Here is a 15,678-nt window from a genome sequence, read left to right on the forward strand (position 1 = left end):
TCGAGCAGGCTCGGGAGGAAGCGCTCGCGGCCTTCGACGAGGCGCGGGACGCGGATCAGTCGCAGGACCGCCATGCGAATCCGACGCCTACGCAACCTCCGACCTCGTCGCGGGCCTTTTCCGGCTCGACGCAGACTCCCTCGGGCGCAGACGCGGGCCATGCCCGAACCGGCCGTACCCCAGGCGATCCCGATCCGACGGCGGCCCAGGATCCGTCGGCCCGGATCGAAGCAGCCGCCCGCCGGGAATCCGAGGCACTCGACAAGGCCTTCGAACAGGCCGATGAGAAGTCCGCCGCCGAGCACGATCGGATTGCCGATGATCTGGACCAGATCGACGGAGATATCGAGGCGCACACCGAATACGTAGCGGCGGTGCGGGATCTCGAGCAGGCTCGGGAGGAAGCGCTCGCGGCCTTCGACGAGGCGCGGGACGCGGAGCTCGCCCAGCAGGCTCACGACGAAACGCAGCCGACCCCCGCCGGTTCCCGCAGCAATGACCAACCGGAATCCCGCACCCCACCCGGCGATGATGGCACTGCTGTCCCGCCGCGCTCCGCGACCTCCGATCCTGACGGCCCGGAATCACCTGCTCCGTCGAGCGGTGACGGCGCTGCTGTCCCGCCGACCGCCCCGACCCCCGACCCTGACGAACCGGAATCATCTGCCCTGTCCGGCGATGACGGCAACCCGGCTCCGCCGCGCTCCGCGACACCCGACGAGGACAACGCCACTCCGCGACCCTCGACCCCTACTTTCCGTTCACACATCCCGCACCCCCCAAGGGAATTCGACCCAGAGTTCCCAGACCTGTTCCACTACAAGCCAACCCTTTGGCCGAACTTGGACCTGAACCCCACCGACCCGCAGCCCCCGGTGCCGCCGCAGCCACCGGTCCCGCCGCAACCTCCGACCCCACCCACACCACCAAAACCGCCGACTCCAACTCCACCGGTGCCACCTACACCCACGCCTCCGGTTCCGCCGACGCCGACGCCGACGCCGACGCCTCCGGTTCCGCCGACGCCTCCAGCGCCGCCTACACCGACACCCCCGGTTCCGCCTACACCGACTCCTCCACCGCCGTGGCCGGTGCCGACACCGCCGTGGCCTGCTCCCACGGACCCGACGCCGACGCCGTCGCCGCCGTGGCCGTTGCCGGAACCGGGGAATCCGCCGATGCCGCCGTGGCCTACGCCGGGTCCGGCGGATCCGGCGACACCCACTCCGCCGTGGCGGCCGCCGAACCCCGCGGATCCGTCGCCGATTCCTTCTGTGCCGTCGCCGTTGCCGGAACCGGGGAATCCGCCGACTCCGTCGTGGCCTGCGCCTGGGCCCACGGTCCCGTCGCCGACTGCTCCTGACACACCGAACCCGGCGCCGCCGTGGCACTCGGTTCCTGCGCCGATGCCTACCGCCCCCGCATCGCCGGTGCCCAACCCGCCGTGGCCTACACCGTCGCCGTCAGAGCCGTGGCCGGTTCCTGCGGAGCCTGCACCCATGCCGGAGCCTTGGGCGACACCAACTCCTACGGAACCGTCGCGGCCGTGGCCGTCGGAGCCTGGGCCGACGCCTACTGGCACGGCATCGCCGGTGGCCACTCCGCCGTGGCAGGCACCGGTGCCGCCGGGGTCTTGGCCGATGCTGCCGGCCGAGCCGTCGTCTCCCGGCTCGCCGCCGAACGCTGCGGGCACTTCGCCGTGGCAGTCGACTCCTTCCGGCCAGACTCCGTCGGTGCCTACTCCGCCGTGGCATCCGGCGGTGCCGTCGGAGGCTGGGGCGATGCCGTCGCCATCGGGGCCGAATTCGCCTGGCCAGGCGCCGTGGTCGTTGCCGAACGCTGGAAGCTTGGCGCCGTCGCCGCAGTGGCCGGCGCCTGGTTCTTCGGAACCGTCGATTTCGCCTTCCGGCGGGACGCCGCCATGGTCGACGCCGTCGCAGTCCTCGCCTGCGCAGAATCCGGCGGAGCAGTCGCCGGGTCCTCGGTGGTCGTCGCCCACGCCACCGACCTCGACCTGGCCGATGCCGTCGGAGCAACCGCGTCCGCCCGCTCCAGCTGAGCCTGGGGAATGGGCGTCGGCACCATCGGCACCTCCGGGTTCGGGATCGGGACTGTCGGAACCAACCACGCTCGCGCCGCGCCCATTGCCTACGCCGCCGGTGTCGATTCCGGATGCGCCGACGCCGCCGACGGGTGTGCCTGTGTCGGCGAACGGGTTGTCCTCCGGTGCGCCGGATTCCGGTTCCGCAATGCCGTACGCGCCTATGGCACCCATGGCACCGCCGGGGGCCGGTGGGCAGGAAGCCCGGCGGTCGGGTTGGGGTGATCGCGCGCCGGGGAACGGGTACTCCTCGGCAGCGCAGTCGGCGCAGGGCGGGGGTATCTCCGTGCGGCCGTTCGTCGGTTACGGTGTGCGCGCCGACTTCGATCCGGTGACCGGGGCGCTGCGGGCGGCCGCACCGGGTGCCGATGGGCTCGGTGGCGTCTACGGTGACGTGGGCGGTGTTCCGGTGGTCTTCTACCGGGAACGCGCGGGGCTCGCGCTGCGGGTCGGCGATCGTATGATCGACCTCGATGGTCCGGTCGATATCGAGCACGGGCCGGTCGATCCCCGGCACACGCGGTTCGCGGTCACCGTCGCCGGCGCCCTGGTCTGCGAGCTGTTCTATCGATCGCTGCCGCGGGAGATGGATCTCGGCGCGTATGTCGGGCAGGTGCTCGCCGACCCGGCTCAGCGCGCCGGGATCTTTGCCCACTGATCAGGCCCGAGACGACTACGAGGAGGCAGCATGCGCACGGACCATCCGGCCGAGGACGAGATCCGCGCCAATTTCGAGGAGATGCTCGCCTCCGTGCGCGGCGGCGGCGGACTCCGCACCGACACCGGTCTGGACAACGAGACCGAGCTGGCGCTGTGGGCGATCGCGCGTGCCTTCCCCGAGGTGCCGGAGGAATTGGTGACCGCGGCGCGCACCGAATTCGCCGCCCAACTCGATGGTTCGCACAGGCGGGCGCGCAGGGAAGCGCTGGCACGCATGAGTGAAGAGCTCGACCGGAAGGCGACGCAGTGACCGAATGGCGCACACCGTCGGCCGCCGAGCTGACAGACCTGGCAGCCGGGCTGCGCGATCTCGACTGGTCGTGGGATCTGGCCGATGTTCCCGAGCTCGCGGCGCGGTTCGGGTGGCGCGCGGTGCTGAGCAGGCCGAACTGGGTCATGCTCGACACCGGCCTGGGCGTCGGCAGCGGCAAGGTGCACGGTGCGGATGGCAAAGCCGTGCGGATCGAGACGCGGCTGACCGACTTCGTCGAGGAAGACGCGGCGGGCACGGAGCGAATTCGCACGGCGTTCGCCGAGATGGCGGGAGTGCTGACCGACGCGCTCGGCGCACCGACCGCGCGAATTCCGGGCGAGTGGCCGCAGATTCGCTGGGCAGACCAGGCGGCGACCGTGGTCCTCGCGCAGTCGCCGGTCTCGGTGGTGCTCTACCTGGTGACCAATGCCCGGCTGGCCATGGACGACCGCAATATCGAGGTCGAGAGGCAGGCCGAGCAGTGACGGGGTGGTCCGCCCTCGCCGATGGTCTGGCCGAGCAACTCGCGGTGCTGAGCGCGGGTGCGGTGGTGATCGTCCACGAAACCCGTACGCGGTCCCCGCGATACGCGCAGTTCCGGCAGCTCCACGATCTTTTGCACGCGGAACTGGTGTGCGAAGCGGCGCTCGACGAGCCGTTGCGCGCCGGTGCGGCGGGTATCCAGGTGATCACCGAGGCGGGCTGGCAACCGCCCGCGGACGGTGAGGTCGGCAACTGGTGGATCGATACCCCGTGGCCCGCCACTCCCGCGCAGTACCGGACCGTGGCCGCGATGGTCGTGGAGGGATTGCGCGCGGGCTTCGGCATCGCCGAGCCCGCTGCGCTGTCCTACGACGCGTGGGACGAGTCGTCCGGCAATCGCCCGTTGGATCTGCCCCTGCTCGGCCTACCGCGAGACTGAATACTCGCCAGGAGATTGCGCGAAGTGACCAGCCCCACCGACGAGACCGACCCGCCGCCCACCGTCGATTCGACTGCCGTTCAGCCGTCTACCGTCGAGGCGACCGCCAGCCAGCCGCCCATCGTCGATACGACGGTCGACCGGCCGCCCACCGAAGGCGCGCCGACGAACGGACAGCCGGATAAGACGGGCAACCCGGCAGACCGAGCACAGGCACCCGCATCCCTCGCGGACGACGTCGACGAGGTCGAGGTAGACGTCAGTTTCAGCATGGCCCCCGAACCGGTCACCAGGAACGTGGCCGAGGAGACCAGGGACCTGTTGCACCGGGCGGCCCGCGCCCTGGCGAGCCAGGGACCCGCAGGCTGGCGCAGGCTGGACGCGGTCTTCACCATGACCGTCGCCGCCGAGATCGTCCTCGCGGTGTACTCCGACGAAGAGCAGCGGGTGACGCGGCTGCGCCCGTCCGCCGAGGTACTCGAGCTGATCCGCGCCCACCGGCTGCTGTCGGCCGAACTCGGCGACGGACCATGGTGGCGGCTGATGCTCGGCCTGACGCCGGAGGGCCGCATCCAGGTCGACTACGACTACGGCGACGAGCCCTTCCCCGCCGACCACCTGTTCCCGCCCATGGCCTACCAGGCTGACCTCGACGCCTTCCCCCGTGCCGGTCTGCCCTTCTGGCTGGCGGCCTATCTCCACCACGACGACCGCCAGCTGCGCGATCCGTCGACGGCAGCCATCGCCGCCCGCGCCGACCGCGCGGCAAGTCTGCCCCCGGTCCCGGTGACCGGACTCCCACCGTTGCCACTGCTCGTAGCGAGGTGGGCCGTGCTGGCCGCCACCGCCGTCGCGGTCGAATCCGACTGGGGAGCAAGGTTTCTGCCCTCGGTCGCCCGCCTCGATACCGGCGAGCGGCACGGCTGCTCCCTCGCGCTGCTCGCCGACGATCGAGCGGTGCTCTCCGGCGGCGTCTGGAACGCGCCCGCACTGGACGCGGCCTACCACGGAAAAGCCCCACTGCCCGGGCTGTACGCGGGCGCCCCCGCATGGGTCGCCACCCCGACGCTCGATCGCCGAGCGGCAGGCGGCCTGCTGTCGTTCTGCTACTGGTGGATCGACGGAGCCTGGTACCAGGGTGAATCGCCCGAGCCGGACGCGATCGCCCCCGCACTGCCGGAGGTCTGGTCCGCGCAAGCCACCGCCGACGCGGTCGCCCTGCTCATCGACGACGAGCCGGACGAACTGCTGCGCACGACCGCCGCGACCCTCGTCGCCGCGGCCGAGGTCGGCGTCGTCACCCGCGGCACGCTGGTCGAGCTCTTCGGCGACGAAGGCTTTTTCGATATCGACGGCGCCCTGTTCCAGCTCGACGTCGCCGGTGTGACGACCGCCGAGTCGTCGGCGCCGATCCCGCGCCGGGAAGCGATCGCCCGGGTCCGCAAGCACCTGACCGACGCGGCCGTCGACCCGGCCACCTATCCGGTCGCGCGGCTGCACGCCGACCGGCTGCCGGTGGGCTGGATGGTCTACGTGCCCGTCGAAGCGGGGGAGATCGCGATCGGCAGGGCGATCTACTACGTCGCCGATGACGGTGTGCTGGAACGGTCTTCGTCAGCGGTGGCGCCATCGATATTCATCGACGATTTCGAGCGTCGGTTCCGGGAGAGGCATGGCTGAGAACATGGACATCGAACCGGACGTCGGATTCGCGCTGGATCCCCCGGCCGAGGACGTGGCGGCGCAGATGTCGGCGCTGAGCTACCGGATCGGCCTGGAACTCGTCGAACTCGGGCCGCCCGGCTGGTGGCGGCTGACGGCGTCGTTCGCGATGACGGTGACCGCCGAGTCGGCGGTGGTGGTCTTCGCCGACGAGCAGGGCCGCACCGTGCGGGTCTTCCCGGCCGAGGACGTGCTCGCGCTGATCAGGGAACATCGCAGCCTGTCGGTGCGACGCGACGGCGAGCCGTGGTGGCGATATCTCCTGGAGCTCACCGGTGACGGCCAGATGGAGGTCGACTACGACTACGGCGCCGACCCCTTCCCGGAAGGCCAGCTCTTCGCGGCCGCGGCCTACCGCAGCGACCTGGAGATCTATCCGCGTTCGTCGCTGCCGGTCTGGCTGGCCGCCTACATCGGGCACGGCGACCGCCAGGTGCGCACCCCCCGGCAGGCCGCTGAGCAGGACCTGCGTGACCGCATTCTGGGCCGGGATCCGGTCCGCTCCGAGCCGGGCCAGGACTTTCCCGCCTTCCCGCTGATCGCCCGCCGCTGGGCGATGCTGGCTGCGGCGTTCGTCGCGGTGGGCTCGCCGATGGGTCCGCGAATCGCGCCGGGGGTCTGCCTGTTCGAGGGCGCACAGCGCAGCGGCGCGAGCCTGTTCGCGCTGCCCGGTGGGCGCGCGGTGCTCTCGGGTGGTGTCTGGAACGCGGAGCGATTGCGCGAGTCCTACCAGGGCGGCGCCCCGATGCCCGACTTCTACGCGGGCGCGCCCGTCTGGGTCGCCGACCCGGTGCTCAACGGGCGCGCGGCCGACGGGTTGCTGTCGTTCTGCTACTGGTGGGACGACGGCGCGTGGCACCGCGGCGACTCACCCGCCTCGGACGAGCTGGCCCCGGCGGTCCCTGGCATCTGGACCACGGCGACGGTGATCGAGGTCGTCGCCGACGTCGTCGGCGCGACCGGTGACCGGCTCGCCGCCGTGACGGCGCTGGTGGCGGCGGCCGAGGCAGGCGGGGTCACCCGCGCCACGCTGACCGAATTGTTCGGTGACGACGGGCGTTTCGATATCGACGGCGCGTTCTTCGAGCTCACCATGGCAGGCGCGACCGGAAAGGACGCCGACGAATGACCGAGAACCCGGCGATCGACATCGACGATCCGGAGTTCGAACTGAGCTCCGGCGACGACCTCACCCGCTATCGGGGCGTGCCGTACACCGGTCGCGCAGTCGAGACCCACCCCAACGGCACGATCGTGGGCGCCTGGACATTCGTCGACGGCTACGACGACGGCCCGAGCCAGGCGTGGCACGACAACGGAGTGCAGGCCTCGGACGGCATCATGCAGCGTGGGCTCGCTGTCGGCGAGTGGCGGGAGTGGCGCCGCGACGGCACCCTGGCCACCCTCGATGTGTACGCTCGCCCCGGCTATCTGCGCCTGCGTAAACGCTGGGACGAGAACGGCGTGCTGATCGAACATCGGCTGGTGGCGGGTGCGCCCGGCGACGTGTTCGACCTGAAACCACTCGGCATGTACCGCGAGATGTACGACGGCGAACGCGATGACCTACCGTCTATCCACGACGCGCTGCTCCCCGCACCGCCCGCCGATCACGAACGGGTGCTCGCGTACCTGCGCGCCGCGCCCGGCGTGTTCGATGTGATGTCGGCCGTACCGGACCTGCTCGCCGGCGACGGCTGGATCCCCGGCGGCGCCTCCCTGCACTCGGACGGCGAGTGGATCTGGCGCACCGATCTCCTCGAGTACTACGCCGCGCACGCGCTGGCCCTACCTGCGGAGTTCCTCGACCACATCCGCGAGAACGGTTACCATTCACCACATTTCGACCTGCGTGATCAGAACCTCCACGCGGCGGTCGACCGGCACCGCTGACCCGCGGCAACCGATTGTCGATCCGCTGCCACCAGCGAGATCCGCGCTGTACATGCGGGATTCATTTCTGCGACATTAGAATCGTTGCTACGACGAAAGAATCGATCGCGCAGGCAGGGTCTCTCGTCGCAGGGGCGCCCGTGTGGTGATGAGGAGGACGGTCGCGTATGGGTGAGACACCCAATCCGTGGAGTGGGCTGCGAAGCGAGTCGCTCAGCGGTGCACTGGAACTGCAGCCAGGCGTTATCGAGGGCCTGGTCAACGAGGCGATCGAAGTCCGCATCCGGGTGAATTCGGTGAAGGCCGAGCTGGGCAAGGTCGATCAGCTCAAGGCGTTCGCCGCAGTGATTCCGTCGGCGGCGGCGCTGGCCGGCCGCTTCGCCGCCAAAGGCCGCGATCTCAAAGGCATCCTCGACGATCACGTCAAGATCCTCGACGACATGGGCGATACCTTCCTCGCTGCGGGTAAGGCATACAGCGACACCGACACCGGCGGCAAGGCAGATCTGGACGGCCTGCGCCGGCGGATCGAGACGGACAAGGGCAAGACCGAGAGTCTCGGGACCCGTCCCCAGGTCTTCGGACGATGCATGGACATCACCGTCCTGAAGAAGGATGGCGGCGGGGTGCCTGACAGCCTGCTCATGCCCAAAGGCGAATTGAAGTTCGATGAGCTGATCGTCCCCGCCGAGGATCCGACGCAGTTCGATTACGACCAGTACCAGCAGGTCATCACGTCACTGTCCAGCCCGGACATGTCGATCACCGCGGCGCAGGCAGGCGCGGACTGGAAATGGCTGGCGGGCAGGCTGAACGAAAAGTTCGAAGAGCTTACGATCAAGATGATCGACTCCGAGGGCAGCTGGCGCAGTCCAGGCAAAGATGGGGCCGCCGGCCGCGCACGCGAGGCGATCAAGGCGTATGGCCGGGGCAACAAGAACCTCGTCGACAGCATGAACGCGCTCGGTGACATCTTGCAGTACGTCTCGGATTGGCTGTACGCAACCAGGACCTCGCTGCAGGCCGTGAGTGCCACCGAGGTGAAGTACCAGTCGCCGGAGTCGGTTCGCGCGTACGAGACACGGCAGAAGCTCGCCCACCAGGCGGGCTACGCCAACGCGATGAAGAACACCTACGTGCTCGGCGTCGACCACACCGCCGACGTGATCGCTGTGCTGCCCGACCCGGTCCCACCGACGACGGGGCAGAAGCCCACCGGGACAGGTACCGGCACCGGGTCCGGGTCCGGGTCCGGCGCGGGATCCGGTGCGGGCAGTTCCGGGCTGTCCTCCGGATTCCAGAGTGGCATGTCCGCTCTGCAGACGGCAGCTCAGTCGGCCGCCCAGCTCGCCGCCAGTGACGCAGCCAAGGCGGCGCAGCGGGCCGCGGCAGAGCAGGCGGCGAAGGCCGCCGAGGAGGCGTCGAAAGCCGCCCAGCAGGCGGCATCGTCGGCGTCCTCGGGTCTCGAGCAGGCCGCTTCGGCTCTGACTTCCGGGCTGGAGCAGGCGAGTTCGGCCGCCCAGTCGGCGCTGGACCAGGCGAGTTCGGCCGCCGATCAAAGCGCCCTGTCTTCGGTCCCCGGCCTGGCCGGGCTCAGTTCGGCGCTGGAAGACCAGGCGAAGAAGCTGACCTCGGCCGCCAAGAGCGGCGGCGGAGCCGGTGGTGGCGCGGGTGGCGGTGCGGGCGCCGGCCTGCCGGGTTCGAACCTGCAGAACGCGTCGAGCCTGTTCCCCCGTGCCGCCGTCACCGCGACCGGCATGGAAGCGATGGCGAGTCGGGCGGGCATCGCCGGCGCCGGTTCGCCGATGGGCGGCATGCCGATGGCCCCGATGGGCGGCGCGGGAGCGGGCGCGGGCGGACAGCAGAAAGAGCACAAGCGCGCCGACTTCCTCGACTCGGTCGAGCACCTGGAAGAGGCGATCGGCGCCGCGCCGATCGTGGCGAGACCGGTCATCGAACAGTGACAACCGTGCTGGAGTTCACGCCGGTCGAGTTCGCCGCGATGTACGACGAGCTGAGGGAAGAGGGTCTGCCCGATCCGCTCAGCTATCGCGGTGCGGCGCAGACCTATACCGAGAGCGTCCGCATCAAACGCGAAGCCTGGCATGCGCTGCGGCGCCGCGGTGGAGCCGAGCTCGAGTTGCTCACCGAGGCGCTCACCCGCCCCGATATTCGCGTGATCGCGCGGGGGATTGATGGGCGGGATCCGGAGAACCCGAAGCGGTCGCTGCGTGTGCACGCTGTCCGCAAGGGTGACGACGCGTTCGTGGTGCGCCAGCAGCCCGGCGAAACCATGTTCGACTCGGCTGGTTTCACGGTGACCAGGCACGAAGCGCTGTCGCTCGGCGACGCGGTGGCAGCGGAGTTCGCTGCCGCCGAGGCGGGCCGGTTGCGCGACTTCGAACTCGTCGACACCAGCGCGGACGTGGATTTCTCCTTCGGTCGTTCGCTCGTGCACGACGACGGCGACGACCCCGCCGCCTTCGGTGCCGAATTTATGCGGGCTCCCGAGGATCTCACCGGCACCATCGAGATCGAGCAGGGCTCGTCGCGGTTCGGCCCGCGCGGCATCCTGCGCCTGTATCTGGTGTGGCGTGATGTGGTCGACGACGGGCGGTACGTGATTGTCCCCGGCTCGCCTGCGCGGGTTGTGCCCGCCGATCGCAAGCGCCTGGTGTCGCTGATCAACTCCCAGATCGCCGAAGTTGTCAGAGCCATCAAGGATGATCGGGCGTAGGGAGGGCTGATGGACGAGTTTCCTACCGAGTTCACCGCGGCGTCGCTGACGGGCGGGATCGAGGTGCGCACCACCGAGCAGGGGCTGCCGGTGGGCATCACCATCGCTGCCGATCAGCTGCGTGGTGATCCAGGCGCGCTGGCGGCCGAGATTCTGCGGCTGTGCCAGAAGTCGGCGAAGCGGGCGGGATTGGCGCGGCGAAACCAGTTGGCCGAGGCGGGGTTCGATCCGGGTCTGCTCGCGGCGACCGGCTTGCCGACCGAGGCCGAGGTCGCGGCGGCGGAGATCGTCGAGGAGCAGGAGTACGACACCGAGCCGGAGAGCTGGCTGCGTTCGGTGTGAGTCGCCGATCTCGTAGGTAGCTCGCAAGGATTGTCGACCAGGAGGAGGTCAGCTGAGATGGTCGAGACGATGGATGAACTCATCGCGCGCGTGCAAGGGCAGCTGTACCGGCTGCAGGATCTGAGCGAGGCGACGCAGGGCATCCGCGCGCAGGAGACCTCGCCCGACGGCGCGGTGACGGTGACGGTCGACGGCAACGGTGCGCTGGTCGGGCTGGAGTTCTCGGCGGCGATCAGCAAGCTGACCCCCGAGAGTTTCGAGCGGGTGCTGGTGGAGACCGCGCACGCGGCCGCCTATCGCGCCTATGCCGACCGAGCGGGCCTGATCACGGCGTTCAACGAAGCGGGTACGTGAGATTCAACTGGTCTTCACCGGCGCGATGCGTAGCGCCGGCCTGGAACGGGTAGATAAAGTAACGAAACACCATGGGCTGTTTCGAGATTGGACGATGGTCATGAATCACGTTGCGGTAGTTCCCGATGCAGTTCGTGCCTACGCGGGTGCTTCGGCCACGATGGCCGCCGGTGTCGCGCAGGCGGGTGCCGTCGATCAGGCGGCGACCGTCGCCGCGGTCGTGCCGGTATTCGGCCTGATCGGCCAGGAATTCCTGCTGTCGTTCGCGTACGCGCAGGCCAACCACCTGACCTCGGTGGCGGAGCTGGCGGCCGTGCACGCCGGTACCGCGCTGACTGCGGCCCAGGCGGCGTCGACCTATGAGGGCGCCGACATGGCGGGCAAGCTCGGCATCGCCGCGGTGAACAGGTAGTCATGACGTTTCCCGGGGGAGCTCCCTCGAACGGCGTGTCGCTGGATCCGACGGTGCTGGAGCTGATGCGCGGTAGCTCGCTGGCTCCGCTGCTCGACCAGCCGGTGAGTCAGGCGCTGAGTTCGATGGGGTTGCCGCAGCTTCCGCAACTTCCGCAGGTCGTGCAGCTGCCGGAGATGCCGCCGCTGCCGACGATCGATCTCACTGCGCTGATGCAGCCGCTGACCCAGCTCGCGTCCGCGTTCGGCACCGGCCAGCTCGGCGGCACCAGTTCCGGCACCGACACCTCGTTCGATCCGACCGAGATGCTGTCGAACGTCAATTCGGTGCTGAGCACGGTGATGTCGCTCGGCTCGACGGCGCTGCAGACGGTGATGTCGTTGTGGCAGAGCGCCGCGGCGTCGGAGGCGACGACGAAAGCGACGGCGGCCCAGGCCGACGGCGCGAAGCTGGCCACGCAGAGCACGCAGGAGAAGGCCGTGCTCACGGGCGCGGCGGGCAGTGTGGCGACCGGCGCGGCGAAGCTGGGCGCGGTGATCGCGCGTTACTCGGCCACGGTGGCGCTGGCGCCGCTCTACGCGCTGACCCCGGTCGGGCAGGGCGTGCTGGTCGCGGCGACGGTCGAGGCGATGACCGAGGCGCTGGCGATCACCGCCCAGACCAAGGTCGAAATGGTCGGGCACAGTGCGCAGATGACGCAGGCGGGCGAGAAGGTCGAGGTCACCAACGCGCCGACCGGTGTCGACTCGTCGGAGTCGCTGTCGCAGCTGATGAGCATGATCACGCCGTTGATCAGCACCGCGAGCACCGCCGTCTCCTCGTTCGGTTCGCTGGCCGAACAGGTCAGCTCGCTGTCGACGACGACCAACAACGCCACCACCGATACGACTGCTACCGGCGAGCCGATCTCCGCCGAGGACGCCGCGGCCGCCGAAGGAATGGCGGGCGCGGGCGGTGGCGGTGGCATGGGCGCGATCGGCGGGATCGGTGGCGTGGCCGCCGCCGCGTCGACACCGTTGAGCCCGTGGCAGGGCGGTCGCGGCAGCGGCATGTCCACGGTCGGTCTCAGCGGCGCGGCGGGCACCGGCGCCTCCGGTACCTCGGGCGGCACCACGACCACGGCCACCTCGTCCGCACCCGGCTATATGCCGATGGGCGCGGGCGCGGCAGGCGGGCCGATGGCACGGGCGGTCGACGGTGGCGGCAACGAAGCCGTGCACACCCAGCTGGTCACCGGCCATCACGGCGACGAGGTCGTCGGCCAGATCGCCGGTGTGTCCATGCCGGTGGTCGGCGCCGCCGAGCCCGTCACCACCGAAGCACCGCCGGACAAGGAACTCACACTGTGACGCGGGTACGACCACGACAGGAGTGGCAATGAGCAACACCTTCGAATTCGATTCGGCCGCAGCGGCCAAGGCCGCCTCGGCACTGGACGCCATCGTCGATCGGCTCTCCACCGAGCTGACCGCCGTCGCGCCCGCGCTGCACGTCGCGCCCGCGGGCGTCGACGAGGTGTCCGCGCGGGCGGCGACCACCGCCAACGGTGTCGCCGACGACTATCTGACCGGCGCCGAGTCGGGTGCGCGCGAGATGAGCAAGCTCGCCGCCACCCTGCGGGCGCAGGTCGCCGAGTTCGATCAGATGGAGACCGGCAACACGAGCGGCTTCACCGCCTGATGATCGAACCACCGCAGCCCGGCTTCACCGGTGTGGTGTGGGAGGCGCGCGAGCCGCAACGGCTGGCCACCGAGCTCACCACCGGTCCCGGACCGATGCCGATGGCCGACGCGGCCGCCGCCTGGACGCGGCTCGCCGCGGCCTTCGGCGCGGCCGTGCTCGACTACGAGCAGGTGCTGCACACACTGCGCGGATCCTGGCAGTCCGGACGCAGTGACGAAGTGTGGGAACGGGTTTCCACCTTGCGTGACTGGCTGCTGGAAACGGCGGCCGCCGCGACGGCCAACGCGGCCAGAATGCAGGCGCAGGTGCTCGCCTACGAGGTGGCCGCCCGTGCCATGCCCAACGCGGGCGACATCGCCGCGATCGCCGCCATGCAGAAAGCGGTGGAACAGATCGGCACGGCGCTCGGTGCGCCGATCAAAGCCATCGCGGCCCAGACCGACGCCGATGCCGATGTCGCCAAAGCCGTTGCCTCGCGGGTGATGCGCAGCTACGAGGCGGCCACCGAGCCGCTGGCGAACCCGTGGCTGCATGTGCCGCCACCGCCGATCGTGCCCGAGGCCGCCCTCGTGGCCGAGCAATCCGGCGCGCAGGCCGCCTCGTCCGCGACTGCGCCGGCGATGCCGGGCCTGGGCATGATGGGTGGGCTCGGTGGCCTCCCGGTCATGCCCGCTCCCGTGCAAACCGCCTATCGCGCGCCGGTTTTCGTGCAGTCCGGTACCGCCGCGGTCGTTCCGGCCGCACAGCAGGCGCCCGTCGCCGCCGCGACCGGGCACGCACCTGTCGTGCCTGGCGCGATGGCGCCCGCCGCGGCCGCCCAGGACGCGGCGCGTTTCCCGCGCGCGGGCCTGGCATACGAGGAATCCGATCAGCTGGTGGCCGAGGGCGAAATCCAGGCCGCACCCGCGGTTCTCGGTGTCGCCGAGCGCGCGGCGCCGCAGACCGGGACCATGCAATCGGGTGGTGCGGCATGACCACCCTGACCAACGACTCCCTGCTCGCGGTCGCCGAACGCCTCGGTGTGCAGACCCTGCCGCTGGTCCTGGCGGTCGGACCGCAGCAGGACTCGTTCGAAGCCTGGCAGACCGCCCGGGACGGCGCCGTCGCCGAACTCACGGCCAGGGGCGTATTCGACGGGTACGGCGATGTCGATCCCGGACTTGCCGACGCCCTGTTCACCCTCGCCCAGCCCGAGGCCGAACTGGCCGCGCGCAGCTACCGCGACGACGGCCAGCGCCGGATCTGCCTGGCGCGCCGCGGTTCCCGGCATGCCGTCGCCACCAGGACGGGATCCTCGTTCGAGATCTCCGCGCCGGGCATCGACGGGTCCGACCGCGAACTCACCCGGCTGCTGCTCACCGCGCTGACCGCCTGTCCGCAGGCCGAGATCAGCACGGTCAGCGTCGCGGCCGACGACCTCGCGCGGCGCCTCGACGCCGCCACCACGACCTCCGACTACGTGGACGCGATGTATGCGCTCGGTATCGACGCGCACGAAGCGACAGTGCTCGGTGCGGCCTTCGGCTCCTGCCACGGCTACACCGAGATCACTGCCTCCGTCCACCACGACGGGTTGACCACCCGAGCCCCTGGCGCGGTCGCGGTGTACGACACCGCGCGCGGCCGGATCGTCGTGGCGCCGATGACGGCGCCCGACGGGCAGGTGTGGTCCACCATCACGCCGGGCACCGACCACCGCCTCAGCCAGGCGGTCGGTGCGCTCCTCGAGGGGCTTCCCGGTGGGGGGTGGCAGCCCGTATAGCCATCTCCCGTGTCACCCATCAAGAAGGAAAGGTTCGACAATGCCCCCTCAGGGATCAGTTGGTGTAGAAGCCGGTGGCGTAAACAACGTAGTCACCGCGCTCGAGGAGACGATCAACAACCTCCGTCGCTCGGTGAACGAGATCGACGACGCCGCCCAGGCCGTCGTGCGCGGCTGGAAGGGTGACGCGCACGACAAGTTCGTCGAGGTCGCCAACCTGTGGCACGACGAGGCCAACGCGCTGAACCAGAAGTTCGACCGGTTCAACGAAGCCATCAATTCCGGCAAGAACACCATCGTGAGCATGGACCAGGCCGGTCTCGGCGGTGGCGGTGGCTCCACCGGTGCGGCCCCGACGACCAACCTCGGCGTCTGATCGTTCGCCTCGACCACAACCGGTTTCGACACGACAAGGAACTAGAGCATGACCATTCTTTACGACCCCAAGGCGATGAACGAGCTGTTCAGCGACCTGCAGACCTACGGCAGCAAGATGCAGGGCGAGATCTCCGAGCTGGAGACCGCGGCCTCCAACTTCAAGGCCGCCCTGCAGGGTGACAACGCGCACACCAACTTCGACATCGCGCACACGGCCGTCACCGGCGAGCTCAAGGACACCCTCAAGCAGCTCGACGACCTGGCCGCCCAGGTCGAGCTGGCGCTCAACCGCGCCCTGGAAGCCGACGGCAAGGTCGGCGACGGTTTCGCGGATTTCTGAAATCCCGAATTCGACGAAGGCCGATCGGAATTCGCCTTCCGGTCGGCCTTCGTCGTATC

Annotated in this window: 21 protein-coding genes; 20 read left to right on the forward strand and 1 reads right to left on the reverse strand. The window is 69.9% G+C overall.

The features are described from left to right. Positions 1-458 (reverse strand): hypothetical protein (locus ACFVAV_RS19740; RefSeq protein ID WP_379036407.1); only part of this gene is annotated, 458 nt, incomplete at its 3' end. Between the two features lie 374 nt (positions 459-832). On the opposite strand from ACFVAV_RS19740, the gene ACFVAV_RS19745 reads away from it, so the two are divergent. The 20 genes from ACFVAV_RS19745 (at position 833) to ACFVAV_RS19840 (ending at position 15,619) form a co-directional block, all read left to right on the forward strand. Then, on the forward strand, positions 833-1,363 hold the full coding sequence (locus ACFVAV_RS19745) for a hypothetical protein (protein WP_379036408.1): 531 nt from the start codon (positions 833-835) through the stop codon (positions 1,361-1,363). A 21-nt stretch (positions 1,364-1,384) separates the two neighbouring features. After that, positions 1,385-2,059, forward strand: coding sequence for a hypothetical protein (locus tag ACFVAV_RS19750; protein WP_379036409.1), 675 nt, complete (start codon positions 1,385-1,387; stop codon positions 2,057-2,059). A 205-nt stretch (positions 2,060-2,264) separates the two neighbouring features. Continuing rightward, a complete protein-coding gene (locus ACFVAV_RS19755) occupies positions 2,265-2,759 on the forward strand; it encodes a hypothetical protein (RefSeq protein WP_379036410.1) in 495 nt (164 codons plus the stop codon). 30 nt (positions 2,760-2,789) lie between these two features. Beyond that, positions 2,790-3,071 (forward strand): hypothetical protein, encoded by a 282-nt coding sequence (locus ACFVAV_RS19760; protein ID WP_379036412.1) that lies wholly within the window; start codon positions 2,790-2,792, stop codon positions 3,069-3,071. Next, on the forward strand, positions 3,068-3,559 hold the full coding sequence (locus tag ACFVAV_RS19765) for a DUF6301 family protein (protein ID WP_379036413.1): 492 nt from the start codon (positions 3,068-3,070) through the stop codon (positions 3,557-3,559). Before ACFVAV_RS19760 ends, ACFVAV_RS19765 begins: the two co-directional genes overlap by 4 nt. Beyond that, positions 3,556-3,996, forward strand: coding sequence for a hypothetical protein (locus ACFVAV_RS19770; RefSeq protein WP_379036415.1), 441 nt, complete (start codon positions 3,556-3,558; stop codon positions 3,994-3,996). Before ACFVAV_RS19765 ends, ACFVAV_RS19770 begins: the two co-directional genes overlap by 4 nt. Before the next feature lie 24 nt (positions 3,997-4,020). Beyond that, positions 4,021-5,676, forward strand: coding sequence for a hypothetical protein (locus ACFVAV_RS19775; RefSeq protein WP_379036416.1), 1,656 nt, complete (start codon positions 4,021-4,023; stop codon positions 5,674-5,676). Beyond that, a complete protein-coding gene (locus tag ACFVAV_RS19780; protein ID WP_379036417.1) occupies positions 5,669-6,847 on the forward strand; it encodes a hypothetical protein in 1,179 nt (392 codons plus the stop codon). Before ACFVAV_RS19775 ends, ACFVAV_RS19780 begins: the two co-directional genes overlap by 8 nt. Further along, positions 6,844-7,611, forward strand: coding sequence for a toxin-antitoxin system YwqK family antitoxin (locus ACFVAV_RS19785; protein WP_379036418.1), 768 nt, complete (start codon positions 6,844-6,846; stop codon positions 7,609-7,611). The genes ACFVAV_RS19780 and ACFVAV_RS19785 overlap by 4 nt, the downstream gene beginning before the upstream one ends. A 167-nt stretch (positions 7,612-7,778) precedes the next feature. After that, positions 7,779-9,575, forward strand: a complete 1,797-nt coding sequence (locus tag ACFVAV_RS19790) for a hypothetical protein (protein WP_379036419.1) — start codon at positions 7,779-7,781, stop codon at positions 9,573-9,575. A gap of 5 nt (positions 9,576-9,580) precedes the next feature. Next, positions 9,581-10,348 (forward strand): ESX secretion-associated protein EspG, encoded by a 768-nt coding sequence (locus tag ACFVAV_RS19795; RefSeq protein ID WP_379036421.1) that lies wholly within the window; start codon positions 9,581-9,583, stop codon positions 10,346-10,348. 9 nt (positions 10,349-10,357) lie between these two features. Next, positions 10,358-10,690 (forward strand): hypothetical protein, encoded by a 333-nt coding sequence (locus ACFVAV_RS19800; RefSeq protein ID WP_379036423.1) that lies wholly within the window; start codon positions 10,358-10,360, stop codon positions 10,688-10,690. A 69-nt stretch (positions 10,691-10,759) separates the two neighbouring features. After that, positions 10,760-11,044 carry a YbaB/EbfC family nucleoid-associated protein gene (locus ACFVAV_RS19805; protein ID WP_379036424.1) on the forward strand — a complete coding sequence of 95 codons (285 nt, stop codon included), beginning with the start codon at positions 10,760-10,762 and terminating at the stop codon, positions 11,042-11,044. 100 nt (positions 11,045-11,144) lie between these two features. Beyond that, positions 11,145-11,456 (forward strand): type VII secretion target, encoded by a 312-nt coding sequence (locus ACFVAV_RS19810; protein ID WP_379036425.1) that lies wholly within the window; start codon positions 11,145-11,147, stop codon positions 11,454-11,456. Positions 11,457-11,458: 2 nt separating this feature from the next. After that, positions 11,459-12,805: a hypothetical protein gene (locus ACFVAV_RS19815; protein ID WP_379036426.1), complete on the forward strand. Its 1,347-nt coding sequence runs from the start codon at positions 11,459-11,461 to the stop codon at positions 12,803-12,805. Positions 12,806-12,833: 28 nt separating this feature from the next. Next, a complete protein-coding gene (locus ACFVAV_RS19820; protein ID WP_379036427.1) occupies positions 12,834-13,136 on the forward strand; it encodes a PE family protein in 303 nt (100 codons plus the stop codon). After that, positions 13,136-14,113: a PPE domain-containing protein gene (locus ACFVAV_RS19825; RefSeq protein WP_379036428.1), complete on the forward strand. Its 978-nt coding sequence runs from the start codon at positions 13,136-13,138 to the stop codon at positions 14,111-14,113. Before ACFVAV_RS19820 ends, ACFVAV_RS19825 begins: the two co-directional genes overlap by 1 nt. After that, positions 14,110-14,901, forward strand: a complete 792-nt coding sequence (locus tag ACFVAV_RS19830) for an ESX secretion-associated protein EspG (RefSeq protein WP_379036429.1) — start codon at positions 14,110-14,112, stop codon at positions 14,899-14,901. The genes ACFVAV_RS19825 and ACFVAV_RS19830 overlap by 4 nt, the downstream gene beginning before the upstream one ends. Positions 14,902-14,941: 40 nt before the next feature. Then, entirely contained in the window at positions 14,942-15,277 is a 336-nt protein-coding gene (locus ACFVAV_RS19835; protein ID WP_379036430.1) for a WXG100 family type VII secretion target, read from the forward strand. A gap of 48 nt (positions 15,278-15,325) precedes the next feature. Further along, entirely contained in the window at positions 15,326-15,619 is a 294-nt protein-coding gene (locus tag ACFVAV_RS19840; protein WP_379036431.1) for a type VII secretion protein EsxR, read from the forward strand. Positions 15,620-15,678 lie beyond the last annotated feature (59 nt).

The organism is Nocardia sp. NPDC057663, assembly GCF_042799895.1.
In the GTDB taxonomy this organism is placed as follows: Bacteria; Actinomycetota; Actinomycetes; order Mycobacteriales; family Mycobacteriaceae; genus Nocardia.